We start from the raw sequence: 26512 nt of genomic DNA, 5'->3' as shown, positions 1-26512 counted from the left end.
AAAGGAGGAGCCTGAGAATGACAGCCATTTTTTCACCTTCACTGATGTGCATGGATCTAACGCACTTCCGTGAACAAATTCATCTTCTCAACACAAGAGCAGACCGGTACCATGTCGACGTGATGGATGGACATTATGTGAAGAATATTACGTTATCACCCTTTTTCATTGAACAGCTTCGGAAACTGACAAATTTACCGATTGATGTTCATCTAATGGCCGAACATCCGCAGGAATTTTTAATCGATGCATGTATTGATGCAGGCGCAACGATGATTTGTTTACACCCAGAAGTCGTGCAAAAAGATGCCTTTCGAATCATCCGGCATATTCACCAAAGAAAATGTGAGGTTGGCTTTGTTCTAAATCCCGCCACACCAGTTGCGGCGCTAGATTCCTTTATTCATTTAATAGACAGAGTGACGATCATGACGATCGATCCAGGCTTTGCCGGACAGCCTTTTATTAAAGAAATGCTTCAAAAAATTAAACAGGTGAGAGATATCAAAAAACACGGAGGATACTCGTTTTCAATTGAAGTAGACGGCTCTTGTAATGAGAGCACGTTCCGGTTGCTTGCTGAGGCTGGAAATGAGATTTACATCATCGGCACCTCAGGTTTATTTGGACTTCATAAAGAACTCGACACTGCTTGGGAAAGAATGAAGCAAATATTTGCAAAAGAAACAGCCTCAATCGAATCACGTTAGTAAAAAAGAGGATGAAATCCATCCTCTTTTTTACGCAAATTTTACTAAAACACAATTCATTCACCAAAACTTACCCGAAAACAAAATAAAAATCACAAATCCATGATTGAAAGCGCTTTATTTATGTGTTATCCTTCAAATATCTTTAGTAAATATTTAGTCAAATAACGATGAGGAGTTTGCCTATGACCACACTCAAAGATATTGCTCATGATGCAAAAGTGTCCGTTTCCACTGTTTCCCGTGTGTTAAATGGCGATCAAACGCTTGCCGTTTCACACACAACGAGACAAAACATCCTCGACATTGCTAAGAAATTAAACTATACCCCAGTGAGAGCAAGAAAAGCCGATCAAGCAGAAGAAAAAAGCCCATCTGAATCCCCAGTCATCGGTGTTGTTGTCGCTCAATCCATTGACGAAGAATTAAATGATCCCTTTTTTTCATCGATTCGAAAAGGAATTGAAAAAGAATATGCCAAACAAGGCCTGTCCACTCTCCATACCTTTCGTCTAAGAAGCATGGATAAAGGGGCGATGCTAAAGGATATTGACGGCTTGATCGTCATTGGACGAATCAGCCCCGATACGGTTGAAAAAATGACAAATCGAATGGAACACATTGTTTTTATCAATCATTATGCAGATGAAGATTTGTATGATTGTGTACATGTGGACTTTGTCAGAGCGGCAGATCGTGCCATTCGTCATCTGCAATCTCTCGGCTATACACATCTAGGCTATATTGGCGGGAAAGAGCGGGAGCATTATTTCGAAGGTAATGCTGTGATTGAGGACGAAAGACAAACGACGTTTATGAAAAGAATGCAGGAGGCGGGAGCTCTTCATATGGAAGACATCCACATTGGTGAATACTCCATGCAAGAAGGCTATACGCTTATGCAGCAAGCGATCAAAAAGGGAAAACTGCCGCAAGCCTTTTTCATTGGAAGTGACTCTATGGCAATCGGCGCAATGCGCGCTCTGCATGAAGCCGGTCTACACGTGCCTTCAGATGTATCCATTGTTGGATTTAATGACATTGAAGCCGCGTCATTTTCAAGCCCGCCGCTTACGACCGTCAAAGTATATACAGAAGAAATGGGGGAAGTCGGTCTGAAGCTTTTGCTTGAGAGAATAAACGGAAGAAAACTTCCTCTAAAAGTCGTCGTGCCAACAACACTCATCGAGCGAGGCAGTACCTGTCTCATCCATGAAAGGGGGTGAACCATAGATTTCAGCACACAAAAAAGAGACAAAAAAGCAGAAAGCAAGCTGCATAGCATGATGGCCAGATCATGCTGAACATAAGGCAGCCTGCCGGTATGCTCTCTTATCTCTTAGAAAAGAATAGAATTCCAGTATAATGGACTTCCTTTGTTTCCGCAACTGCATGAATTCTACCGATTATCGTCTGAATTTTCAGTGATTAAAAGGAGGAAACCATGAATAAAAAAATCATGCTGCTGACTGCAGCCATGTTCTTGACCATGATTTTGTCTGCTTGCGGTAATAACAGCTCATCTGAAGCAAATGGAAAGGTCACCTTGACGCTATTTTCAACGATGAGCAACAGCGGGGAAAGAAAAGCGTTTGAAGAAGTCATTCGCGAGTTTGAGAAGGAGCATGAGCAGATTCGAATCGATGCTAATTTCCCAGGCAACAGCTATGAAGATATGATCCGCGTCAAAATGGGAGCAAACGATATGCCAGATCTGTTTGATACACATGGCTGGGCCAAACTGCGCTATAGCGAGTATGTGGCTGATTTAAAAGAGATGGATTGGGTCAAACAGCTTGATCCTTCACTCGACCAGATTTTAAAAGACCAAGATGGGAAAGTGTACGCTTATCCGCTGAATCAAGCAAAAGACGGGCTTAGCTTTAATGCCAATCTATTAAAGGAATATGGCATAGAAGTCCCTAGAACACTTGATGAATTAAAATCTGCTTTGCTGACAGTGAAAGAAAAGAGCAAAGGAGATGTTGTGCCGCTCTGGATACCAGGAGGAGATAACTCAAATATTGCCCAGGTCTTTGATGAGCTGGCGACGCCTTTATTAATCACCGATCAAAAGCATCAATACGGAAAGGAACTTGAAAACGGATCATTTGATTGGTCTCTCTATACACCGCTTGCACAATTCATGAAAGATCTGAAGGATCAAGACCTTTTAAACAAGGATGTCCTGACAGCGAAACTCTCTCAAGCGCCTGAACTCATGGCACAAAACAAAATCGCCTTCACCTTTGTCGGTGGATCTTTAGGACCTGAAGCAACAGAACTGAATTCATCGATCAAAGTAGGTACGATGCCTGTTCCAGCCATTCATGAAGGAGATGAACAAAGCTGGATTGGAGGAGAACGTTTTACTGTTGCTGCTTGGAAAGACTCTAAGCATCTAAAAGAAGCAAAACAATTCATCGATTTTTTAGCAAAACCTGAAAACGCAAAAAAAATCGCAGAGGGCACATCCTCTGAAACAGCTCTAAAACAAGTGAAAGCGAAAAACTATTACTCTACATTTTACGATCAATACGAACAGGTGAAGATTGAACCGTATTTCGATCGAAAATACTTACCAAGCGGAATGTGGGCAGTCATGGCAACAACGGGTCAAGAATTATTAGCAGGCTCCATCACACCAGAACAGTTATCAAAGAAAATGGAAGAGGAATATAAGCGTCTGAAAAAACAATAGCTGATGGATGCTGAAACAGGAGTGAAGCCAATGAATGACATCACAAAAGCAAAGCAGCCAGCCGCATTCACCTCTTTACCAAAACAAAACATACAAAAACGCCAGAATTCCTCACTTTGGTGGATGTACATGCCAGCTGTTCTCGTCGTCAGTACCTTTATCATTTATCCTTTTTTGAACGGCATTCTGCTTTCTTTTACAAATTGGAACGGTTTCTCACAAACTTATCAATGGATTGGTCTAGAGCAATATCAAAGGCTGCTTCAGGATCAAGCGACATGGCTTGTTGTCAAAAACACGCTTCTCTATGGAATTGGGAGCACCATCTTGCAAAATATCATCGGACTTGGATATGCTCTTTTATTAAATCAAAGCTTAAAGATGAAAGCCATCACAAGAACGGTCATCTATTTACCTGTCATGATCAGCCCGATTGCGATGGGCTATATTTGGTATTTTGTGTTTGCTTACCAAGGCGGTGCCTTAAATGATGTGGTGACGCTTTTTGGATTTGATCAAATAAATGCGCTCGGCAACCCGGAATTAAACACATGGATCATTGTGCTTGTCAACACATATCAATTCGTCGGGATTGCGATGATCATTTATTTAGCAGGACTTCAAAGTATTCCTAAGGATTATTATGAAGCGGCTCAATTAGACGGCGCATCGAGCTTCCAGCAATTCAGGCGGATTACATTGCCGCTGCTGATGCCGTCGATCACCATTAATGTTGTGCTGAATGTCATTGGCGGGCTCAAGCTCTTTGATGTCATTGTGGCACTCACGGGCGGCGGACCTGGAGATTCCTCGCAATCTATGTCGACCTTTATGTATGATCTGTATTTCAAACGTCAGGATGCAGGCTATGCAGCGACGCAAGGGGTATTCATGGCGGTCATCATCCTTGTCATTAGTGTCGCAGCGCTGATTTATTTCAAACGAAAGGAGACCGAGGTGTGATGGATAACGCCTATAAACGCAAGAAAAGATGGTACTCCGTCCTCGCACTATTGATCACATTGCTGCACCTCATTCCATTTTATATTTTGGTGACGACATCATTAAAGGGGATAGGAGATTTTAGTTCAAAATGGCTGTTTCCAAAAGCGCTGCATCTTGAAAACTTCCGCACAGCATGGACAGAGGCTCAGCTTGGCCAGTCCTTTTTGAATACAGTGATCATTACGTTCAGTTCCGCTGTATTGCTCATTATCTTTGGATCTCTTGCAGCCTATCCGCTTGCAAGAAGGAACACAAAGCTGAATAAAGCGGTCTATGTTTTATTTATTGCCATTATGGTCATTCCACCACTCACAGCCCTTGTCCCGCTCTATAAAATGGTCGTTCAAATCGGGATGATGAATACCTATCAAATTGCTATTTTAAATAATGTCGCTGCTTTTTTGCCGCTGACAATTTTCTTATATGCAGGCTTTATCCGGTCGACAATTCCAAAGGAGCTTGAAGAAGCTGCCCGTATTGATGGAGCAGGGACACTCAGAGTTTTTTTCACTGTCGTTTTTCCGCTTCTGAAGCCCATTACCGCTTCTGTATTAATCATTGCCTGCGTGTATATTTGGAACGACTATCAATTTGCTATCTTCTTTTTGCAAGATAAAGAGATGCATACACTCACAGTCGCCTTATCCCATTTTTTTGGTCAAAATCAGCATCAGCTTCAGCTCGTTGGGGCAGCTGCACTCATTGCGATGCTGCCAATGGTCACGATGTTTTTACTTTTGCAAAAATATTTTATCGCAGGGCTTTCACAAGGCTCTGTCAAAGGCTAGCCCAATATGGATGTAAAAAGGAGAGTGTCTATGTCTAAAATTACATTTATCGGTGCAGGGAGTACCGTGTTTGCTAAAAATATATTAGGAGATTGTCTGTTTGTTCCCGCCCTTGCAGGCTTTGAATTCGCATTATATGATATCGACCACAACCGGCTGAAAGAATCAGAAACAATGCTGTCGCATTTAAAAGCAAATTACGGTGCAAACGTGACCATCCAGTCCTATCACAACCGCAAAGAAGCCTTAAAGGATGCAAAATATGTCATCAATGCCATCCAAGTTGGAGGCTACCGTCCAAGTACTGTCATTGATTTTGAAATACCAAAAAAATACGGATTAAGACAAACGATTGCGGATACGGTAGGGATCGGCGGCATCTTCCGCTCCCTTCGAACAATCCCTGTCATGCTTGACTTTGCAAAGGATATGGAAGAGGTTTGCCCAAATGCTTTATTGTTAAATTACACGAACCCAATGGCCACATTGACTGGGGCGATGCTGCGCTATACTCAGGTTCAAACGATTGGTCTCTGTCATAGTGTGCAAGTCTGTACAAAGGACCTATTTGAATCTCTTGAAATGGATCATGAAGGCATTGAAGAAAAAATCGCCGGCATTAACCATATGGCATGGTTATTAGAGGTGAAACGGGATGGTAAAGACTTGTATCCAGAAATCAAAAGACGAGCAAAAGAAAAACAGCAATCGCGGCATCATGATATGGTTCGTTTTGAACTGATGGATAAATTCGGCTACTATGTCACAGAATCCTCAGAACACAATGCCGAATACCATCCATATTTCATCAAATCAAGGTACCCAGAACTAATCGGTCAGTTTAACATTCCGCTCGATGAATACCCGAGACGCTGCGAGGAACAAATCAACAATTGGAATACAATGAAGCATGACCTTGTGGGAAACACACAGATCACACATACCCGGTCAAAAGAATATGGTTCCCGGATCATTGAAGCGATCGAAACGAACGTTCCTTTTAAATTTGGCGGAAATGTTCTGAACACTGGCAGGCTCATTGACAACCTGCCTGAAAAAGCCTGTGTAGAAGTACCGTGTGTGGCAGATCGAAGCGGCATTATGCCTTGCTATGTTGGAGAAATACCTGAACAATTGGCTGGACTCAATCGAACGAATATCAGCTCACAGCTGATGACAATTGAAGCAGCAATCAGCGGTAAAAAAGAACACATTTATCAAGCGGCTTTACTGGATCCACACACTAGCGCTGAACTATCAATTGATGACATCGTGAATCTTTGCGACGACCTCATTGAAGCGCATGGGGATATACTGCCAGCCTACAAAGGGACTACACAGTATAGCGCTTCATCATCATCGTCAAATTAATCATGTCAATCAATCTTTTTTAAAAAAATAGGAGTCGGTGAAAATCACAGGAAAAAGAGACAAATGAATGAATTGAAAGTTTGTTGACGCTTTCATCTGTTTTGCAAATAAAACACACTGTCTTCATAATGAAAGAATCCGAAAAACGAAGGAGTCATTCATTATGAAAACATATGCGAAAAAGTTTATTGAAGATCTAAAAGAATCCATGAAGCATTACGGTGAATCTATCATTAAAATTAAGTCAAATCTATAGAATAAGGAACAAGACCTGATGTGCAAATGCCATCAGGTTTTTTTATACAAAAAATCACAAATAAATAGAAAAAATTCAGAAAAATAATTGACTGAAAGCGCTTTTAATATTATGATTACCTCAAACTTAACCATTAGTTACCCAATTAATCACCACTACATTGGTTAACTCGTGATAAAGTTTGGTGGAAATAAAGATGATGAATAAAAGGATGGTGACAAACAACGTGTCTAAAGAAGAAATTTTATGGGGCATCGCGCCTATTGGATGGAGGAACGATGACATTCCAGCACTTGGCGCTGAAAACACACTATCTCATTTATTAAGTGATATTTGTGTCGCTGGTTTTGAAGGAACTGAAGCAGGTGGTTTCTTTCCAGAACCAGCTGTCTTGAATAAAGAACTAAAACTTCGCAATTTAAAAATAGCTGGAAAATGGTTTAGCAGTTACATGATACGAGATGGTTTAGCGGCTTCAATACAAGCATTCAAAAAGCATTGTCAGTACTTGCAAGACATTCATGCTAGTGTAGCTGTAGTCTCAGAGCAAACGTATTCCATTCAAAAAGAAAACATCAACATCTATCAGCATCAGCCATCTTTCACAGGTGAGGAATGGGCTCTGCTTTTAGAAGGTCTCAATGAATTAGGTCAAATAGCAAACAGTTATCATCTCAAACTAGCCTATCATCATCATCTCGGAACAGGGGTACAAACCTTATCAGATGTCACACGTCTTTTAGCTGGAACAGACCCTCGGTATGTTCACCTTCTATATGATACTGGACATATTTACGTATCAGATGGCGATTATTTATCCTTGCTCAAGCTGCATATCGACCGTATCCAGCACGTGCATTTTAAAGATGTGAGAAAAGAAGTGATGGAAAGCTGTCGTCAAAAAGAATTGTCTTTTTCAGAATCTTTCTTAAATGGACTGTTTACAGTACCTGGGGATGGCTGTATCGATTTTAATGAAGTATACCGTTTGTTAATCAGTCATGGCTATAAAGGGTGGATCGTCATTGAAGCTGAACAAAATCCTGCGATTGCCCATCCTTTAGAATATGCATTAAAGGCTCGTCAGTATATTGATGAAAACTTGGCTATTCATTCTTAAAGAGAACAGGAGAAAAGACCATGAACAAAAGTCAACAAACCAATTTAAGATCTATTATCCTAATTTCGACCTTTGGAGGACTTCTTTTTGGTTATGACACTGGTGTATTAAATGGTGCATTACCTTACATGTCTTTACCGAATCAGTTAAATTTAACAGCATTGATGCAAGGGATTGTGACAAGTGCATTATTATTAGGTGCAGCATTAGGTGCAGTCATATGCGGACGTTTATCAGACAGGTTCGGACGCCGTAAAACTATTTTTTACTTAGCCGCTCTATTCTTTTTTTCTACATTAGGATGTACTGTATCACCAAACGCTGAAGTAATGGTCTTATTCCGATTCTTATTAGGGCTTGCAGTTGGAGGAGCTTCAGTCATAGTTCCAGCCTTTTTAGCTGAAATCTCTCCAGCAGAAAATCGCGGAAGAATCGTCACACAAAATGAACTGATGATCGTATCCGGTCAATTACTTGCTTTTACCTGTAATGCATTGATTGGAAATTTATTTGGAGAGAACCCGTATGTATGGCGCATCATGCTACCAATTGCGGCGATTCCAGCCATTATTTTATTCTTCGGTATGCTAAAAGTGCCAGAAAGCCCAAGATGGCTTGTAACAAAGGGGAAAAACAAAGAAGCACTTCAAGTACTTCACCGCATTCGCTCAAAAGGAGCGGCGAAAACAGAGTTGCTCGAAATAGAGAATGCTTACAGGGAAGAAGTGAATTTAGATAAAGCGACTTTAAAAGATTTATCCACGCCTTGGATTAGGCGGCTTGTGTTTATAGGCATAGGAATTGCGGTTGTACAGCAGTTCACAGGAGTTAATTCCATCATGTATTACGGAACAGAAATTTTAAAAGATGCAGGTTTCGAAACGAAAGCAGCTCTAATTGGGAATATCGGGAATGGTGTTATCTCTGTCCTTGCTACATTTGTTGGAATTTGGCTGCTTGGCAAAATAGGACGTCGCCCTATGTTAATTTCAGGCTTGATTGGAACAACCTTCACATTACTGTCTATCGGCATTTGCTCTAATCTTTTTGCAGGAACAGCCTTTCTTCCATATTTGATTTTATTTTTGACGATTACATTTCTTGCATTCCAGCAAGGCGCCATCTCTCCTGTCACTTGGCTCATGCTGTCAGAAATTTTTCCTCTTCGGCTGCGGGGACTTGGTATGGGGGTAAGTGTATTTTGTCTATGGATGGTGAACTTTTTAATTGGTTTGACGTTCCCAATATTACTTGCTCAGATCGGCCTCTCGATGACTTTCTTCGTTTTTGTCGCTTTCGGAGTCCTGTCTATTTTGTTTGTGGTGAAGTGCTTACCGGAAACAAAAGGGCTGACACTTGAAGAACTAGAAATGAATTTTCGTAAGCACGATCAAACATCAATTGACATCACAACAGATCATCAAACACTGTCTTAAATAAAAGGGATGAAAACAAAGATGGTGTCGAACCAATTTGTGAAAATGGAGTTTCAACAGTAAGGAGTGTTCAATAGATGACCGTAATAGATTCAAAGCTCATTTCAATGAAAAGCATACTGCATGAAGCAAAACAAAAACAATATGCAGTAGGACAAATGAATATCAATGGTTTGCAATGGGTGAAAGCCATCTTACTTGCGGCAAAAGAGGAGCGATCTCCTATCATTTTAGCAGCATCTGACCGGCTCATTGATTATTTAGGCGGCTTTCACACGATTGTAGGCATGGTTGAAGGGTTAATGAAAGATTTGGAGATCAGTGTCCCAGTTTCTTTACATTTAGATCATGGCATGACTGTCTCTCGGTGCAAAGCTGCCATTGATGCAGGATTTAGCTCAGTCATGATAGACGGCTCTTCCTATCCTCTTTCACAAAATATTGCCATGACAAAAGAAGTTGTTCATTATGCCTCTAAAAGAGGTGTATCTGTCGAAGCTGAAGTTGGCTCTGTTGGAGGAATGGAAGATGGCTTGGTAGGAAATATCATCTATGCTGATCCATACGAATGTGTGCGCCTTGTTAGAGAAACAGGAATTGATGCCTTGGCCGCAGCACTCGGTTCAGTGCATGGCCCTTATCAAGGAGAACCGAAGCTAGGATTTGATGAGATGAAGCAAATAGCTGAACTCACAGACGTTCCGCTTGTCTTACACGGCGGTTCAGGCATTCCTGTTGATCAGATTCAAAGAGCTATCTCACTTGGTCATGCAAAAATCAATGTCAACACTGAATGCTTGGAAGCTTGGAATCAAGCTGTCCGAGCTCAACTAACTAAAAACAAAGCAACCAATGATCCACAAACAATTTTAACACCTGGTACAGAAGCCATTAAACAAGCTGTCAAGATGAAAATCCAACAATTTGGATCAAGTCAGCGTGTTTGATCACATCTAGCAGACACTCCCATAGATAAGATGAAAAGGAAGATGAAGCATGATAAAAACGAAAAGAATCCAGCAAATAAAAGAATATGTGATCCAACATCAGTCTGTCTCGTTAGATGATCTTGTCACAACCTTTGGGGTGTCAAAAAATACGATTAGGCGAGACGTTCAAAAGCTCGTTGAAGAAGGACATATCCAAAAGGTTTATGGGGGAGTAGCAGCCAATCATGCAAGGCTTGAATCATTTCATGACAGACAAACACGAAACCAACTTCAAAAAAGATGGATTGCAAAAGATGCGGCTCAATTAGTAGATGATGGCGATGTCATTTTTATTGACTCTGGTACCACAACATTAGAAATGATTCATTTTATAAAAGAAAAGGAATTAACGGTTGTCACGAACAACTTAGACTTTATTGTACAAGCATTGCCTTACACTCAGCTTCAAGTCATTTCAACTGGCGGCCTATTAGAGCGGAAAACGAAATCATTTTCCAGCATTACTAATACAAATGATGTACTTCAATACAACTTCGATAAAGTGTTTATGGCCTCAACAGGGGTTTCTATTTCAAATGGAGTAACAAATTCATCGCCAGTAGAAACAAGCATGAAGGAAATGGTCGTCAAAAAAGGGAGAGAAGTGATTCTATTAGTAGATCATACAAAATTCAATAAATATGCGATGTTGACATATTGCCAGCTGGATGAAATCGACTACTTAATCACTGACGATTCTCTGGATACCTCCTACACAACCTTTTTCAAAAAGAATCATATCAAATGGATCGTTGCTCCTTCGCAAGATGAAAGTCAGCAACCTTTAACATGAAGGAACATATCAAAAATATTTTCAGATAAGGCAGGGGAAAAAATGGACACAATCAGATTAACGGTGAGTCAAGCATTGGTCAAATTTTTAAATGCCCAGTACGTTGAATATGACGGTGAAAAAAAGCCTTTTATCAAAGGAATCTTTACTATTTTCGGTCACGGTAATGTGTTGGGGCTCGGTCAAGCCCTTCAAGAAAACCCTGGAAGGCTCGAGGTATATCAAGGAAGAAATGAACAAGGGATGGCACATGCTGCAACGGCTTTCGCAAAACAAAAGCAACGTAAACAAGTAATGGCCTGCACCTCATCCGTTGGGCCTGGCTCTGCCAATATGATCACAGCTGCTGCAACGGCAACAGCGAATCAAATTCCACTTTTGCTTTTCCCAAGTGATGTCTTTGCCACACGACAGCCAGACCCAGCACTTCAGCAGATTGAGCAAACATATGACTTGAGTTTATCGACGAATGATGCCTTTCGGGCTGTGAGTAAATACTGGGACCGGGTTTCAAGACCAGAACAGCTCATGTCCGCACTGATTAACGCCATGCGTGTTTTAACAAATCAAGCAGATACTGGTGCGGTCACAATTTCGCTTCCTCAAGATGTTCAAGGAGAAGCATGGGATTACCCGCTGTCTTTTTTTCAAGAGCGGACGCATTTTTTAGACAGATATGCACCTTCAGCAAGAAGTATTCAAGAAGCAGCGGCACTCATTCGTAAGAAAAAGAAGCCTTTCTTGATTTTAGGCGGAGGGGTGCGTTACTCAGAGGCGGCTGACGAGTTTGTCCAATTTGCTGAAACTTTTCATATACCCTTTAGTGAAACACAAGCTGGTAAAAGCTGTGTTGAAAGCAACCACCCATTAAATGTGGGCGGACTTGGTGTCACTGGCAATAGCGCTGCCAATGAACTCGCTCAGAAGGCTGACCTTATTATTGGCGTCGGCACTAGATTTACAGACTTTACAACATCATCTAAACGGCTATACGCAGACAGTGATGTTTTAACGATCAATCTATCCGATTATCATGCATCTAAATTAGATGCAACAACAGTCATTTCTGATGCGAAGATGGCACTCCTTGCATTAAAGGATGAACTAGCAAACTATCAAACAGGTTATCAAAATGAAATCAAAGAAGCAAAGCAGCACTGGGAACAAGAATTACATCGGCTACATCATATTCAGTACACTGAAACAGGCTTTACACCTGAAATCAAAAGCCACTTTGATCATGAATTAGATGAATATAAGGAAAAACTTCATACAACGCTACCTCAAACGACTGTACTTGGCTGTTTAAACGAATGGATTCCATCTGACGCCATTATTACATGTGCTGCAGGCAGTCTCCCAGGAGATTTACAGAGAATGTGGGTGACAAAAGAGCGAAACACATATCACCTTGAATATGGATACTCTTGTATGGGCTACGAAATTGCTTCTGCACTTGGAGTGAAAATGGCTGAACCAACTAAAGAAGTGTATGCCTTAACAGGTGATGGCAGTTATTTAATGCTGCATAGTGAACTTGTCACAAGCATTCAAGAGGGCTATAAAATGAATATCATTCTTTTTGACAACTCCGGTTTTGGCTGTATTAATAATTTGCAAATGGGCCATGGAATGGACAGTTTTGCGACTGAATTTCGAAAAAGAAACAAGAAAACAGGACAGCTTGATGGAGAGATTATGAGAATCAATTTTGCACAATCAGCAAAAGGTTATGGAGCAAAAACATATGAAGTTCATACACTCGATGAACTGAAATCTGCGCTTGAAGATGCTAAAAAGCAGACAGTCAGTACCCTGATTGATGTGAAGGTACTTCCAAAAACTATGACAGCAGGTTACGGTGACTCATGGTGGAACGTAGGTATCTCAGAAATCTCTGATAAAGAACAGATCAAAAAAGAATATGAAGAAAAACAGCAAAAATTAAAACAAGCAAGACAATATTAAGAAGAGCTACATGAAAGGTGTGTGCATAATGGCTGATTTAATTGTACCGAAACAAAAAAGAGACAAAGAGGGAAAGGTGCTGAGCATCACACCTCAATCAGCAGGTTGGACCTATATTGGCTTTGAGGTGTACACATTGGCAAAAGGGGAAAACCTTCGTAAAAAAACAGGTGAAAATGAGGTGTGCATTGTCATTCTCTCAGGTAAACTTCATCTCCAAACGAAAGAAAAGACATGGAAAGAAATTGGGGAACGAATGAATGTTTTCGAGAAAACACCTCCTTTCTCCATTTATATACCAAACGATGATCATTACGAAATTGAAGCCATAACAGATATTGAGATTGCCGTTTGTAGTGCACCTGGAAAAGGCACATATCAGGCTCGTCTCATTCTTCCTGAACGAGTAGAGGTTGAACATAGAGGTGCTGGTAATATTGCAAGACAGGTTCACAACATTTTACCTGAACATGAACCAGCTGACCACCTGCTTGTTGTGGAAGTATTTACACCGGAAGGAAACTGGTCGAGCTATCCGCCGCATAAACATGATCAAGATAATTTACCGCACGAATCTTATTTAGAAGAAACGTATTATCACAAAGTAAACCCAGAACAAGGTTTTGTTTTACAAAGAGTATATACAGATGATCTTTCACTAGATGAGACAATGGCTGTAAGAGATAGTTCCGCCGTTCTTGTACCAAAAGGATATCACCCTGTGTCAGCACCACCAGGCTATGAAATCTATTATTTGAATGTCATGGCAGGGCCAGTGAGAACTTGGAAGTTTCATAACAATGCTGAACATGAATGGGTGATGAAAAACAAATTGAGTATGAAAAGGGAGGGACGCTGATGCTAGACTTAACATTTAAACAAGATCGGCAGCTTGATGTTATTGCAATGGGAAGATTATGTATTGATTTAAATGCGAACGAACTGAATCGGCCGATGGAAGAGACGATGACTTTCACAAAATACGTCGGGGGGTCTCCAGCCAACATTGCCATTGGTTTAGCAAGGCTCGGTATGAAATCTGGATTCATTGGAAAAGTCGCTAACGATCAGATGGGACGTTTTGCAACAAGCTACTTGGAAAAGAACAACATCAATACAGACGGCATTGTCATAGATCAATCTGGTGCTGTCACGGGTCTTGCTTTTACTGAGATTAAGAGTCCCGAAGAATGCAGTATTTTAATGTACCGAGACAATGTAGCAGATTTAAAAATCGATGTCCAAGAAGTATCTGAACAATATATCAAAAAGGCGAAAGCCTTACTCATCTCAGGCACTGCGCTAGCAAAAAGTCCATCAAGAGAAGCAGTATTTGTGGCACTTGATTATGCACGTAAGCATCACGTAACTGTCTTCTTTGACCTGGATTATCGTCCATACACTTGGCAAACCGAGCAAGAAACAGCGATTTATTACAACTTAGCTGCTGAAAAATCAGACGTGATCATCGGCACAAGAGAAGAGTTTGATATGATGGAAAAACTCATAGCAGATGGACCGTCAAATGATGAATTAACCGCCAAAAAATGGTTTTCACACCATGCCAAAATCGTTGTTATTAAACATGGGGGTGATGGTTCCATCGCTTATACGCCGGATGGACAGTCATATCGAGGCGGCATCTTTAAAACAAAGGTCCTCAAAACATTCGGAGCGGGTGATTCATATGCTTCAGCCTTTATTTATGGACTGATGAACAACATGTCCATTGAAGAAGCTATGCGTTTTGGAAGCGCTTCTGCCTCCATCGTAATTTCTAAGCATAGTTCATCAGATGCCATGCCCACAGTTAAAGAAATCAAAGACTTTATGATCGAAACAAAAGTTGAACAATCACAACCAATTTAATCGTAGAGGAGAGAATACCATGGCTAAAACAACTGTCAAAACATTAAAAAATTATATTGGAGGAGAATGGGTAGATGCTGAAACAAGTCAAACTGAACCCGTTTATAATCCAGCAACAGGGAAAATCATTGCAGAAGTTCCCCTATCAACAAAAGGAGATGTAGAACGAGCAGTTCAAGCAGCAAAAGAAGCGTTTTCCAGCTGGTCTAAAACCCCTGTACCAAGACGTGCACGTATTCTCTTTAAATATCAGCAATTATTAGTCGAAAAATGGGAAGAATTAGCCGAACTGGTTACGCTCGAAAATGGAAAAAGCTTAACTGAAGCACGCGGAGAAGTACAGCGAGGCATTGAATGCGTCGAATTCGCAGCCGGTGCTCCAACTTTAATGATGGGAAAACAGCTGCCAGATATTGCGACTGGACTTGAATCAGGCATGTATCGCTATCCTATTGGCGTCATTGGCGGCATTACGCCATTTAACTTTCCAATGATGGTTCCTTGCTGGATGTTCCCGCTTGCCATTGCCTGCGGAAATACGTTTGTCTTAAAACCTTCAGAACGTACGCCTGTTCTTGCGGCACGGTTAGCAGAGCTATTTGAAGAAGCGGGTCTGCCAAAAGGTGTTCTTAACATAGTCAATGGGGCTCACGATGTCGTTAACGGTCTGCTTGAACATCAAAAGGTCAAAGCCATTTCATTTGTCGGCTCTCAGCCAGTTGCAGAATACGTCTATAAAAAAGGTACAGAGCATGGCAAACGTGTCCAAGCACTTGCAGGGGCTAAAAATCACTCCATTGTCCTAAAAGACGCAGATATAGAGGCAGCCGTCAAACAAATTGTTGGTGCTGCCTTTGGCTCTGCTGGAGAAAGATGTATGGCTGCAGCTGTTGTCACAGTAGAAGAAGATATCGCTGGCGAGCTCATTCAAAAATTAATCGCCGAATCCAATCAAATGGTCATTGGAAATGGCATGAATGAAGATGTTTTCCTCGGCCCGGTCATTCGGGAAAGTCACAAAGAACGAACGCTTCAATATATTCAATCAGGTATTGAAGAAGGAGCGAGTCTCATTCGTGATGGCCGTAAAGATCGTGAAACAGAGGGAGAAGGATACTTTATCGGACCGACTATTTTTGATCATGTAACAAAAGAAATGAAAATTTGGCAGGACGAAATTTTCGCTCCAGTTTTATCCATTGTTCGTGTTTCATCGCTTGCTGATGCTATTGAAATTGCCAATGAGTCTAAATTTGCAAATGGTGCCTGCCTTTACACTGATAGTGCATCAAGTGTGAGGGAATTCCGCGAGAATATTGATGCAGGCATGTTAGGTATTAATGTCGGCGTTCCAGCACCAATGGCATTTTTCCCATTCTCAGGTTGGAAAGATTCATTCTATGGTGACTTGCACGCAAATGGCACGGACGGTGTTGAATTTTATACTAGAAAGAAAATGGTCACCGCTCGTTATATGTAATACAACATACTCCTATCAACTTCAAAACAGCTGTGCGAAAAAGCACAAATACAGGAGGTAACAAGATGGAATTAAAGATTGGTGTTATTGGTATTGGTGCCATTGGTCAAGATCATATGAAGCGAATTACAAATACGCTGTCTAAAGGAAGAGTGGTGGCTGTTACTGATGTGAACAGACAGCAGGCAAAAGCCATCGTAGATGCATTCAGCCTTGATGCACGTATTTATGAGGATGGCCATCAACTCATTCAATCAGATGAGGTAGATGCCGTTATCGTCACATCATGGGGACCGACACATGAAGAATATGTGTTAGCTGCTATTGAAGCTAATAAACCTGTTTTTTGTGAAAAACCACTTGCAACCACAGCAGAAGGCTGCATTCGTATAGTCGAGGCTGAAATGAAGAAAGGGAAATTACTCGTACAGGTTGGATATATGCGCCGGTACGATTCGGGATATCGCGCTTTAAAACAAGTACTGGATGAAGGACAAGTAGGTGAACCTTTAATAATTCATGCTGCACATAGAAACCAAACCGTCCCTGACACATATACAGGGGATATGTCAATTGTCGATACATTCATTCATGAAATCGATGTCCACCGCTGGTTACTAAATGATGAATACGTATCCGTACAAGTCATTGCACCTAAAAAAACGCAGCAAGCTGCTGAGCACTTACAAGATCCTTTAATAGTGATTATGAAAACGCAACAAGGAACCATCATCAATGGCGAAATATTCGTTCATTGTCAGTACGGCTATGACATTCAGTGTCAAGTTGTCGGTGAAAAAGGGATTGCAAGTCTTCCTGATCCTGCCAGTGTCGTTTTGCATAGTCAGGCAACACGATCTACAAATATCTTAACAGACTGGCAGCATCGATTTAAAGAAGCCTATGACGAAGAATTGCAGGATTGGATCAATTCCTCCTTAAAAGGAGAAGTAAATGGACCTACTGCTTGGGATGGATATGTAGCTGCCGTAACAGCAGATGCTTGTCTTAAAGCAAAAGTAACTGGTGAAACAACACCAATCCATCTCCAAGAACGTCCAGCCTTTTATCATCAATCACTTGTCCCTGAAAAAATATAATCAATTCAAAAGAAGAGGCTGCTGAAAGCAGTCTCTTTTTCATTCCAAAAAAGAAAAAATGCAGGTCCATCATGGGAGACTGCATTTTTTGTTGTCTTCTAGTCAAAAAGTAAGGGTTTTCATCGTGATTCCAGCAAGGATTTGCACTAGAAATCATTCTTTATATTCATTCTTCATCAGTATCTATCAACATATTTTGAAATTGGGCCTAAACCCCAATATTAGGAAGATGAAAACAGGAGGAAATGAAACGATGAGGACGAGGATGAAGTGCGGCGTTGGTTTATTGATTTTTGCTTTGGTACTGAGTTGTTTACCGGTATATGATGCGAGTGCGGCAAGCACAACAATTGCAAAACGTGTAGGAAATGCAAACCCGCTCATAGACCACCACTTGGGCGCTGATCCGTTTGCGCTCACCTATAACGGAAGAGTGTACATTTATATGTCGAGTGATGACTATGAATATCACAGCAACGGAACGATTAAGGATAATTCTTTTGCCAATTTGAATAGGGTCTTCGTCATTTCTTCAGCAGATATGGTGAACTGGACAGATCATGGCGCGATTCCAGTAGCAGGAGCAAATGGAGCAAATGGCGGCAAAGGGATCGCTAAATGGGCAGGTGCTTCCTGGGCTCCATCAGCGGCGGTGAAAAAAATCAATGGGAAAGATAAATTTTTCCTTTATTTCGCGAACAGCGGCGGAGGGATTGGTGTTCTGACAGCAGACTCCCCAATCGGTCCATGGACAGATCCTATCGGAAAAGCGCTCGTCACACCAAATACACCAGGAATGTCCGGGGTTGTATGGCTGTTTGATCCAGCCGTTTTTGTAGATGATGACGGCACTGGTTATCTATATGCCGGTGGAGGCGTACCAGGCGGTTCTAATCCAACGCAGGGACAATGGGCCAATCCTAAAACAGCAAGAGTCTTAAAACTAGGGCCTGATATGACAAGTGTTGTGGGCAGCGCCTCGACCATTGATGCTCCTTTTATGTTTGAAGACTCAGGGATGCATAAGTATAACGGAACCTATTACTATTCCTATTGCATCAACTTTGGCGGCTCCCACCCAGCAGATAAACCACCTGGTGAGATCGGTTATATGACGAGCTCAAGTCCGATGGGTCCCTTTACGTATAGAGGGCACTTCCTGAAAAATCCGGGTGCATTTTTCGGGGGAGGCGGTAACAACCATCATGCTGTGTTCAATTTTAAAAACGAATGGTATGTCGTGTATCATACCCAAACGGTCAGCTCTGCCTTATACGGGGCAGGAAAAGGCTACAGATCTCCACATATAAATAAGCTTGTGCATAATGCTGACGGCTCCCTTCGAGAGGTTGCAGCCAATTTTGAAGGGGTCAAACAGCTTTCCAACCTGAATCCTTATCAGCGGGTAGAAGCTGAAACATTCGCATGGAATGGACGCATTTTAACAGAGGCCTCTTCAGCTCCAGGTGGACCGGTCAATAACCAGCATGTCACAAACATTCAAAACGGAGATTGGGTGGCTGCCAGTAACGTCGATTTCGGATCAAACGGTGCAAGAACATTTAAAGCGAATGTAGCATCAAATGCAGGCGGAAAAATAGAAGTACGCCTCGGAAGCCCTGAAGGCAGACTCGTTGGGACACTAAATGTCCCTTCCACAGGCGGAACAAACAATTGGCGAGAAGTAGAAACGACAGTAAACGGAGCAGCTGGCGTGCACAACGTATTTTTTGTCTTTACTGGAACAGGTTCAAACCTATTTCAGTTTGATTCCTGGCGGTTTACTCAATAACAAAGGATGACAAAATGATAGGAGAGTGGAAAAATTTGATGTCAATGATCAAAAAACCAATCTGTACTTTATTGATCTGCTTCACCATGCTGTCTGTCATGTTCATCGGACCTGGCGCAACTGAAGTTTCAGCAGCAGATGCCAATATTAATATCAATGCAGAAAGACAAGTGATTCGCGGCTTTGGCGGAATGAACCACCCGGCTTGGATTGGTGATTTGACCGCACCTCAAAGGGAAACCGCTTTTGGCAATGGGCAGAATCAATTAGGGTTTTCCATTCTAAGAATTTTTGTAGATGAGAACAGAAATAATTGGCACAGAGAGGTCGCCACAGCCAAAAGAGCAATAGAGCATGGAGCTTTAGTGATCGCTTCACCTTGGAATCCTCCAAGCCATATGGTTGAGACTTTCAACCGTAATGGTACAAATGCAAAGCGTCTGAGATACAATCAATACGCCGCATATGCTCAGCATCTGAACGATTTTGTGACGTATATGAAAAATAATGGCGTCAATCTCTATGCGATATCCGTACAAAACGAGCCCGATTATGCACATGAATGGACATGGTGGACTCCTCAGGAAATCCTGCGTTTCATGAGAGAAAATGCCGGCTCCATTAATGCCCGCGTGATTGCGCCAGAATCCTTTCAATACCTTAAAAATATATCAGATCCTATCTTAAATGATCCGCAAGCGCTAGGAAATATGGACATTCTCGGAGCCCATTTGTACGGAACCCAAATCAGCCAGCTTCCGTATCCTCTGTTCAAACAAAAAGGAGGGGGGAAGGAGCTTTGGATGACAGAGGTCTACTACCCGAATAGCGATAACAATTCAGCGGACCGCTGGCCTGAGGCATTAGGGGTTTCAGAGCATATTCACCATTCGATGGTAGAAGGGGACTTTCAGGCATATGTTTGGTGGTACATCCGCAGATCCTACGGCCCTATGAAGGAAGATGGCCTGATCAGTAAACGCGGTTACAACATGGCGCATTTCTCCAAGTTTGTACGCCCAGGATACGTCAGAATTGATGCAACGAAAAGTCCTGAACCAAATGTTTTCGTATCTGCCTACAAAGGAAACAATCAGGTTGTCATTGTCGCGATTAACAAAAACAATACAGGAGTCAATCAGCACTTTGTGATGCAAAATGGAACTGCTTCGCAAGCATCAAGATGGATTACGAGCAGCAACAGCAACCTTCAGCCGGGTACAGACTTAAATATATCAGGTAATCAATTTTGGGCTCATCTCCCGGCTCAAAGTGTGACAACATTTGTAGTCAAACGCTAAAAAATCAATTGAATCACCAAAAGCCAATTTTCTCATTTCAAAAGAAAATTGGCTTTTTTTATGCAAATAGGAAGTTGATTTTTTCACTATGTTCTTACATTGGGTATAATAATGGCAATGACTTCAGGAGAGTGATCAATGTATGCCAAAGCATCAAAGCAAAGTATTAATGATCGATGATGAAAAAGAAATTTTGGAATTAATCAACACAGTATTAACAAGAGAAGGCATTGATCGCGTTATAACAGCTTCAACTGCCCGTGATGGGCTCACGAAATTTCATCAAGAACAGCCCGATCTTGTCATACTTGATATTATGCTGCCAGACGGTGAAGGCTATGATATTTGCAGACAAATCAGAGAGACCTCCCATGTTCCGATTATCTTTTTATCAGCAAAGGGAGAGGAATCAGACAAAATTGTAGGACTTGCTATCGGCGGGGATGACTACATTACAAAACCGTTCAGCCCAAAGGAAGTCGCCTACCGGGTGAAAGCGCAGCTGAGACGGCTCTCATACTTACAGTCATCTCAAGCCGATCCCGTGATCAAAAAAGGGCCGTTTGAATTAAACGAGCAGCAAGCAGAACTGACGAAAAACGGCGCGGTCATTGAGCTCACGCCGAAAGAACTTCTGCTGATGACCTACTTCTTGCAGCATCCGAACCGCATCATCAGTAAAGAAACACTTTATCAAACTGTTTGGGGGGAAGACTTCTTCGGTTCTGACAATACAGTGATGGTTCATATCCGAAGACTTCGGGAAAAAATAGAAAATTCCCCGTCAACACCAGAGTTTCTCGTCACAGTCAAAGGGCTTGGCTATAAATTTGTTGTAAAGGATGCGTAAGGATGAAATGGCGATTAACAGGCAGATATATGGTCTCTGTCATTATCGTGACCATAATCACGGTCTTTATCAACTTATTCGTATTTATGATTTGGCTCGTACTTCAGGCAAACAGCCAGCATAACGAGGAAAATACGCCTGAAACCTTTACAAGATCATTTGAACAATACATCTCTTTTTCTGGTCAAGGGATAACCGTAAACAAAGAAGGGCAGAAAGCCTTAAAACAACAGAATGCATGGATTCAAATTTTAGACGAAAATGGACAGGACGTGTATCATGCGCAGGCACCTAAAGGATTAAAGAATAAATATACACCGATAGACATCGTGAACTTACATAAATATAAAGATAAGCAATTATTATCGACCATTTATGCTGGCGGAAAAAAAGTAAAGGGCAAAGAATACAGTTACTTTATCGGATTTAAAGACCCTTCCATTGGAAAATACCTATTCTCGTTTGACACGAAGGATTTAGTAACAAGATTCAATATCGGGACGATGATTTTATTATCAATTGATGCCATTATAGCGTTACTCATTGGTTACTTATTCAGCCGGCAGCTCACAAAACCGCTCGGCCGTGCCATTCATAGCATCCAGCGGCTGGCAAACGGAGATTACACGACAAATCTGCCTGCTAAAGGAATTTATAAAGATGTCTTCTATAATGTCAATCACTTATCAGAGCAGCTCGCTTCAAGCAAAAAAGAAAAAGACAAACTAGAGCAAATGCGTGAAGAATGGATCAGCCATATTTCTCATGATATTAAAACGCCGCTCGCTTCTATTCAAGGCTATGCAGAAATCATGAAAGACCCAAAGTATCCTCTTTCAAAGCAAGACATCAGACATTACGCGGGCATCATTGAGAATAAATCATTGTATATCAAAGATGTCATGGAGGATCTGAATTTAACGACAAGGCTGAAAAATAACGGCGTCATGCTCAATAAAGAGCTGGTCAACATCGTGTCACTGCTGCGGGAAACGTTAATTGATATTTTGAACGATTCAAGATATGCGGATCAGACGATTGAGCTTCAAACGAATGAAGACAAACTCATGCTGAATATTGATAAAATCCTCATTCGAAGAGCGGTTACCAATCTGATTTTAAATGCCCTCGTTCACAATGATCCTGATGTGACGATCATTGTACAGCTTGAACAAAAAGAAGAAACCCATATCACGATTAAAGACAACGGCAGAGGAATAGAAGAGGCAGAGCTGGAAAAAGTGTTTGACCGCTATTACAGAGGGACAAATACAGGAGTTTCGCATGCTGGATCTGGTCTTGGGATGGCCATTGCAAAGGATATTATCGTCAAGCACGGCGGGGACATCACGATCCGCAGCAGTGTAGGAAAAGGAACAACAATTGATATCCAACTACCAGCATAAAAATAGACAAAAAAACGGTTCTGATCAACAACAGAACCGTTTTTTTTACCTATTATTTATTCTGAAAATACTTTGATGCCTTTCACAATGTTCCAAATGAAGAAGTAGATGGCAACAAGGAATGTCACTGCATATGTCGCAATTAAGAAAGGCCCCGCATGGCTGATATCTTTCATACCAAGTAAACCTGAACCAAGGATGCCAATACCAAAAATCAAATAAGGGATGACATGCGTCCATAATGATTTTTTCGCATGATATTTCACTTCGTCCTGACCTAAGAAATAGACGATAATTGGGAACAAAAATGGTGCGAAAAAGATACTGAAGTAACATAATGATGACAAGACTTTATTTCCTTTCATAACGTTTCACCTCTATGATTTATTCACTACAAACACATTGTACTACCTCAACCTTAATCCGTATTAATCTGAACCTTACAGCAACCTTAAAAATGTTTACCTTTTAAAATAATTTATAAACGACATACTATAATATAGGTATTTAAATCTATTTTACCGAAAAAAATAGTTGACTTTGGTTTATCCTGTGTTTACAATAAAATCGTAACCGATGCAGGAGTGTTACTGATATCATCAGGCACCACCAAGTCAGGTAAACATGTTGTACATTTGTACGTTGTTTGCTGAGATTTTGGTGTTTTTTTTATGCTTTTTTAGCAGTTTTAGGTAGGGTGGGATGAAGATGTTCACCGTCGTTAAAGTTTTAAACAATAATATCGTATTAGCTCTAACAGACACTCAAAATGAAGTAGTTGTTTTTGGTACAGGAATAGGCTTTAAGAAGAAAAAGGGTGATACACTTGATGAGAGCGCTGTCAGTAAGACATTTTATTCTGATCAGACGTCTCCATTAGAATCTCAACTTGCCGCTATCCCAACTGATATTCTTTTATTAACTGAAAAAATCATTCATATGGGCGAAGAGATGTTGAATAAAAAATTAGGTTCTAGCATGCTGTTTTCGCTATCTGATCATCTTACTTTTTCAATTCAAAGGCATCAGGAAAAAATGGAATATGAAAACCCAATTGTATGGGAAATTCCACATCTATATTTTCAAGAATATCAAATTGGGAAAAAAGCACTTAAAATTATTCAAAAAATGATGGGGATTACTTTTCATGATACAGAGGCTTCACTCATTGCCCTTCATTTTGTAAACGCTCAAATAGATGGTCAGTCTATGGGAGATACGATCAAAATGACCCATCTCACGAAGGAAATCGTTAAGATTATTCAAAACATTTTCGAGATGGTATTAGATAAATCATCAATAGATTATTCGAGGTTTATCACTCATTTGAGATATTTTATTGTCAGACAAGAAACAAATCAACCGTCGCAGCAAATGGATGATTCATTAAAAGAATTAATTCAGAATCGTTATATGAAGAGCTATGCATGCGGTTTAATTATTAAAGAAATGTTAAAGCGGGAATTCAATTGGAATGTCACTGAAGACGAACTTGTTTTTCTAGTCATTCATATTGAAAGAATTACAAAGAAACAACAACAGAATAAATGATTTCTTTTAGGCGTGTTATGAAAAAGCATTAACCTAAACAAATCTCCAGTAGAAGTCTTTCTAATGGTGGATTTTGTTTAGGTTTTTTTTGTGAAAATGAAGGGGTGAAGACATGGGAAACAAAGAATTGGCGCAAGAAATTATCAAATTAATCGGTGGAACCGACAATATATCTCAAAGCTGGCATTGTATTACGAGGCTGAGATTTAATATCAACGATGAAAAACAGGTAAAAGTAGATGAACTAAAAACAGTAGACGGTGTGCTGGGAGCACAATTCCAAAGCGGACAGTTCCAAGTCATTATTGGAGCAAAAGTCGCAGAGGTCTATGAGGAAATTGACCATCTGATTGGTGAGCGCAGCAATGATTCTCCTCCTGACAAAAATACGTCAAAGATGAATCCAATCGAAGTCGTATTCGATGTCATTAGCGGAATTTTCACACCGATTTTACCAGCGATTGTTGGTAGTGGATTGATTAAAGGGATCATGGCTTTGTTCGTTAGTTTAGGCTGGATGACGGAAAAAAGCTCTACCTATGCTGTACTTCAAATCTTTTCAAATGCTGTCTTTTACTTTTTACCTTTCCTCATTGCGTATTCTGCAGCGAAGAAATTTAAAACACGAGAATCTCTTGCGATGGCACTCGCTGGGATTTTATTGTATCCAACGATGGTGGAAGGTGCAGCAAAAGAGGCCGATCCACTTAGTTTTTTAGGATTGAGTATTCCATTAAATAATTATACTTCTTCAGTCCTACCGATTATTTTAGGCGTGCTGCTCCTTAGCTTTATCGATAAGTGGATAACGAAAGTGATTCCAAAATCCTTAAGCATCGTGTTTACACCGGTACTGAGTTTAATGATTACAGCGCCTCTTACACTAGCTTTCATAGCGCCTATTGGAAACGTTTTCGGTCAGTATTTAGAGATCTTTTTCACTTCTTTATTCCATTTTGCTGGACCAATTGCAGGTTTATTAATGGGAGGCCTCATGCCTTTAATTGTGCTAACTGGGATGCATTACGCATTCTTCCCAAGCACGTTTGCCAGCTTTGAAAAAGTTGGTTACGATGTCATGCTGCTTCCGATGAACTTTATTGCCAATATGGCACAAGCAGGTGCCGTTTTAGGTGTCATCATTCGCACAAAACGAGTAGAAACAAGGTCTTTGGCGTTATCAACATTGCTTCCGAGTTTCTTTGGAATTACAGAACCAGCCATTTATGGAGTAACACTGAGACTGAAAAAGCCTTTCTATGCTTCATTAATAGGCGGCGCAGTTGGCGGATGTTTTTATGGTTTATTCTCAGTCAAAACGACAGCATTTTCAATTCCAGGTATGACATCTCTGCCAACCTACATTATGAAAGGCACAAATAATTTCCAGCTGGCTTTAATTGGGATATCGCTGAGCTTTTTGGTCTCACTACTTGCCACTATGTTTCTTGGCTTCAAGGAACCTGCCACAAAGGATGAAGGTCAGCCGGAAAAACAGGAAAAGTCATCTAAAAATCCAGAAAATGCAGTCAATCAACAAGCTGCCAGACAAGTAAATCCTTATGAAGTACAAGCACCTATAACTGGTAAAGTCATTCCTTTATCTGACGTAAATGATGCCGTCTTTTCAAGCGAAATGATGGGCAAGGGAGTAGCGATTATGCCTGATAAGGGGGTGGTACAAGCGCCGTTTTCCGGAAAAGTAGTGACCGTTACACCTACTAAACATGCAATAGGTTTGGTGTCAGATGATGGGGTTGAATTATTAATACATGTAGGGATTGATACGGTCAGCCTAAATGGTCAATTCTTTGAGGTATTGGTGGAAGAAGGAGATGAAATCAACATCGGGGATCATTTATTATCATTTGATATAGAAGGAATTCAATCAAAAGGATTAGATGTCGTGACACCTATGATCGTCACTAATTCCTCGAAGTACCTGGATGTTATCTATACAGGTGACTCTTATGTCAACGCAGGAGAAAATAAACTCTTAATGCTTATTCATTAATCATAATAGAAG

The 26512-nt window shown here is 40.9% G+C and carries 22 protein-coding genes; 21 read left to right on the top strand and 1 reads right to left on the bottom strand.

Features of this window, described 5'->3' with window-relative positions:
• Positions 1-17 precede the first annotated feature (17 nt).
• From alsE to AAZR19_RS10610, 19 genes are all read left to right on the top strand, one after another.
• Positions 18-710 carry a D-allulose 6-phosphate 3-epimerase gene (gene alsE, locus AAZR19_RS10700; protein ID WP_041109318.1) on the top strand — a complete coding sequence of 231 codons (693 nt, stop codon included), beginning with the start codon at positions 18-20 and terminating at the stop codon, positions 708-710.
• Positions 711-895: 185 nt separating this feature from the next.
• Positions 896-1936, top strand: a complete 1041-nt coding sequence (locus AAZR19_RS10695; RefSeq protein WP_254001715.1) for a LacI family DNA-binding transcriptional regulator — start codon at positions 896-898, stop codon at positions 1934-1936.
• Between the two features lie 218 nt (positions 1937-2154).
• On the top strand, positions 2155-3411 hold the full coding sequence (locus AAZR19_RS10690; RefSeq protein WP_212048915.1) for an ABC transporter substrate-binding protein: 1257 nt from the start codon (positions 2155-2157) through the stop codon (positions 3409-3411).
• A 30-nt stretch (positions 3412-3441) separates the two neighbouring features.
• Positions 3442-4374 carry a carbohydrate ABC transporter permease gene (locus AAZR19_RS10685; protein WP_434703099.1) on the top strand — a complete coding sequence of 311 codons (933 nt, stop codon included), beginning with the start codon at positions 3442-3444 and terminating at the stop codon, positions 4372-4374.
• A complete protein-coding gene (locus AAZR19_RS10680; protein WP_024425187.1) occupies positions 4374-5204 on the top strand; it encodes a carbohydrate ABC transporter permease in 831 nt (276 codons plus the stop codon). The genes AAZR19_RS10685 and AAZR19_RS10680 overlap by 1 nt, the downstream gene beginning before the upstream one ends.
• 30 nt (positions 5205-5234) lie before the next feature.
• The gene (locus AAZR19_RS10675) at positions 5235-6575 is read left to right on the top strand and encodes an alpha-glucosidase/alpha-galactosidase (RefSeq protein WP_041109311.1); all 1341 of its coding nucleotides are present in this window, start codon (positions 5235-5237) and stop codon (positions 6573-6575) included.
• Between the two features lie 482 nt (positions 6576-7057).
• Positions 7058-7951 (top strand): myo-inosose-2 dehydratase, encoded by an 894-nt coding sequence (gene iolE, locus AAZR19_RS10670; RefSeq protein WP_041109780.1) that lies wholly within the window; start codon positions 7058-7060, stop codon positions 7949-7951.
• A 20-nt stretch (positions 7952-7971) separates the two neighbouring features.
• The gene (locus tag AAZR19_RS10665) at positions 7972-9387 is read left to right on the top strand and encodes a sugar porter family MFS transporter (protein ID WP_041109309.1); all 1416 of its coding nucleotides are present in this window, start codon (positions 7972-7974) and stop codon (positions 9385-9387) included.
• 77 nt (positions 9388-9464) lie between these two features.
• Positions 9465-10334, top strand: coding sequence for a class II fructose-1,6-bisphosphate aldolase (gene fba / locus AAZR19_RS10660; protein WP_041109307.1), 870 nt, complete (start codon positions 9465-9467; stop codon positions 10332-10334).
• A gap of 49 nt (positions 10335-10383) precedes the next feature.
• Positions 10384-11169 carry a DeoR/GlpR family DNA-binding transcription regulator gene (locus tag AAZR19_RS10655; protein ID WP_434703095.1) on the top strand — a complete coding sequence of 262 codons (786 nt, stop codon included), beginning with the start codon at positions 10384-10386 and terminating at the stop codon, positions 11167-11169.
• 42 nt (positions 11170-11211) lie between these two features.
• Positions 11212-13137 carry a 3D-(3,5/4)-trihydroxycyclohexane-1,2-dione acylhydrolase (decyclizing) gene (gene iolD, locus AAZR19_RS10650; RefSeq protein WP_434703093.1) on the top strand — a complete coding sequence of 642 codons (1926 nt, stop codon included), beginning with the start codon at positions 11212-11214 and terminating at the stop codon, positions 13135-13137.
• A gap of 28 nt (positions 13138-13165) precedes the next feature.
• Positions 13166-13996: a 5-deoxy-glucuronate isomerase gene (iolB, locus tag AAZR19_RS10645; RefSeq protein WP_434703091.1), complete on the top strand. Its 831-nt coding sequence runs from the start codon at positions 13166-13168 to the stop codon at positions 13994-13996.
• Complete coding sequence (gene iolC, locus AAZR19_RS10640) at positions 13996-15006, top strand: 5-dehydro-2-deoxygluconokinase (RefSeq protein ID WP_041109301.1); 1011 nt, start codon at positions 13996-13998, stop codon at positions 15004-15006. Before iolB ends, iolC begins: the two co-directional genes overlap by 1 nt.
• Before the next feature lie 19 nt (positions 15007-15025).
• On the top strand, positions 15026-16486 hold the full coding sequence (locus AAZR19_RS10635) for a CoA-acylating methylmalonate-semialdehyde dehydrogenase (protein WP_434703089.1): 1461 nt from the start codon (positions 15026-15028) through the stop codon (positions 16484-16486).
• A 65-nt stretch (positions 16487-16551) separates the two neighbouring features.
• Positions 16552-17586, top strand: coding sequence for a Gfo/Idh/MocA family oxidoreductase (locus tag AAZR19_RS10630; RefSeq protein ID WP_041109297.1), 1035 nt, complete (start codon positions 16552-16554; stop codon positions 17584-17586).
• A gap of 253 nt (positions 17587-17839) precedes the next feature.
• Positions 17840-19378 carry a glycoside hydrolase family 43 protein gene (locus AAZR19_RS10625; protein ID WP_041109296.1) on the top strand — a complete coding sequence of 513 codons (1539 nt, stop codon included), beginning with the start codon at positions 17840-17842 and terminating at the stop codon, positions 19376-19378.
• 35 nt (positions 19379-19413) lie between these two features.
• Positions 19414-20679, top strand: coding sequence for a glucuronoxylanase (locus AAZR19_RS10620; RefSeq protein WP_041109295.1), 1266 nt, complete (start codon positions 19414-19416; stop codon positions 20677-20679).
• A 142-nt stretch (positions 20680-20821) separates the two neighbouring features.
• Positions 20822-21529 (top strand): response regulator transcription factor, encoded by a 708-nt coding sequence (locus tag AAZR19_RS10615; RefSeq protein WP_041109294.1) that lies wholly within the window; start codon positions 20822-20824, stop codon positions 21527-21529.
• 2 nt (positions 21530-21531) lie between these two features.
• Positions 21532-22935, top strand: a complete 1404-nt coding sequence (locus AAZR19_RS10610) for a sensor histidine kinase (protein WP_041109293.1) — start codon at positions 21532-21534, stop codon at positions 22933-22935.
• 56 nt (positions 22936-22991) lie between these two features.
• Here AAZR19_RS10610 and AAZR19_RS10605 read toward each other — a convergent pair whose 3' ends face one another.
• Complete coding sequence (locus tag AAZR19_RS10605; protein WP_041109292.1) at positions 22992-23300, bottom strand: DUF4870 domain-containing protein; 309 nt, start codon at positions 23298-23300, stop codon at positions 22992-22994.
• A 343-nt stretch (positions 23301-23643) separates the two neighbouring features.
• Between AAZR19_RS10605 and AAZR19_RS10600 the strand changes: the two genes are divergently transcribed.
• Together AAZR19_RS10600 and AAZR19_RS10595 are read left to right on the top strand one after the other, a co-directional pair.
• Positions 23644-24486, top strand: a complete 843-nt coding sequence (locus AAZR19_RS10600) for a PRD domain-containing protein (RefSeq protein ID WP_041109291.1) — start codon at positions 23644-23646, stop codon at positions 24484-24486.
• A 112-nt stretch (positions 24487-24598) separates the two neighbouring features.
• Positions 24599-26500 (top strand): beta-glucoside-specific PTS transporter subunit IIABC, encoded by a 1902-nt coding sequence (locus AAZR19_RS10595; protein ID WP_326349617.1) that lies wholly within the window; start codon positions 24599-24601, stop codon positions 26498-26500.
• The last annotated feature ends 12 nt before the right edge of the window (positions 26501-26512 follow it).

Source organism: Bacillus sp. Je.9.29.b, from assembly GCF_051129925.1.
Lineage (GTDB): Bacteria > Bacillota > Bacilli > Bacillales > Bacillaceae > Bacillus > Bacillus safensis.
The sequence above is the reverse complement of the archived record's forward strand: the minus strand, read 5'-3'. Positions and strand labels throughout refer to the sequence as shown.

Coding starts and splice junctions, on each gene's coding strand:
- AAZR19_RS10680 (WP_024425187.1), top strand. CDS start 4,374: ATGGATAACGCCTATAAACGCAAGAAAAGATGGTACTCCGTCCTCGCA.
- AAZR19_RS10630 (WP_041109297.1), top strand. CDS start 16,552: ATGGAATTAAAGATTGGTGTTATTGGTATTGGTGCCATTGGTCAAGAT.
- AAZR19_RS10635 (WP_434703089.1), top strand. CDS start 15,026: ATGGCTAAAACAACTGTCAAAACATTAAAAAATTATATTGGAGGAGAA.
- AAZR19_RS10605 (WP_041109292.1), bottom strand. CDS start 23,300: ATGAAAGGAAATAAAGTCTTGTCATCATTATGTTACTTCAGTATCTTT.
- iolB (WP_434703091.1), top strand. CDS start 13,166: ATGGCTGATTTAATTGTACCGAAACAAAAAAGAGACAAAGAGGGAAAG.
- iolD (WP_434703093.1), top strand. CDS start 11,212: ATGGACACAATCAGATTAACGGTGAGTCAAGCATTGGTCAAATTTTTA.
- AAZR19_RS10625 (WP_041109296.1), top strand. CDS start 17,840: ATGAGGACGAGGATGAAGTGCGGCGTTGGTTTATTGATTTTTGCTTTG.
- AAZR19_RS10610 (WP_041109293.1), top strand. CDS start 21,532: ATGAAATGGCGATTAACAGGCAGATATATGGTCTCTGTCATTATCGTG.
- fba (WP_041109307.1), top strand. CDS start 9,465: ATGACCGTAATAGATTCAAAGCTCATTTCAATGAAAAGCATACTGCAT.
- AAZR19_RS10600 (WP_041109291.1), top strand. CDS start 23,644: ATGTTCACCGTCGTTAAAGTTTTAAACAATAATATCGTATTAGCTCTA.
- AAZR19_RS10675 (WP_041109311.1), top strand. CDS start 5,235: ATGTCTAAAATTACATTTATCGGTGCAGGGAGTACCGTGTTTGCTAAA.
- iolC (WP_041109301.1), top strand. CDS start 13,996: ATGCTAGACTTAACATTTAAACAAGATCGGCAGCTTGATGTTATTGCA.
- AAZR19_RS10685 (WP_434703099.1), top strand. CDS start 3,442: ATGAATGACATCACAAAAGCAAAGCAGCCAGCCGCATTCACCTCTTTA.
- AAZR19_RS10665 (WP_041109309.1), top strand. CDS start 7,972: ATGAACAAAAGTCAACAAACCAATTTAAGATCTATTATCCTAATTTCG.
- AAZR19_RS10655 (WP_434703095.1), top strand. CDS start 10,384: ATGATAAAAACGAAAAGAATCCAGCAAATAAAAGAATATGTGATCCAA.
- AAZR19_RS10595 (WP_326349617.1), top strand. CDS start 24,599: ATGGGAAACAAAGAATTGGCGCAAGAAATTATCAAATTAATCGGTGGA.
- AAZR19_RS10690 (WP_212048915.1), top strand. CDS start 2,155: ATGAATAAAAAAATCATGCTGCTGACTGCAGCCATGTTCTTGACCATG.
- AAZR19_RS10615 (WP_041109294.1), top strand. CDS start 20,822: ATGCCAAAGCATCAAAGCAAAGTATTAATGATCGATGATGAAAAAGAA.
- alsE (WP_041109318.1), top strand. CDS start 18: ATGACAGCCATTTTTTCACCTTCACTGATGTGCATGGATCTAACGCAC.
- AAZR19_RS10695 (WP_254001715.1), top strand. CDS start 896: ATGACCACACTCAAAGATATTGCTCATGATGCAAAAGTGTCCGTTTCC.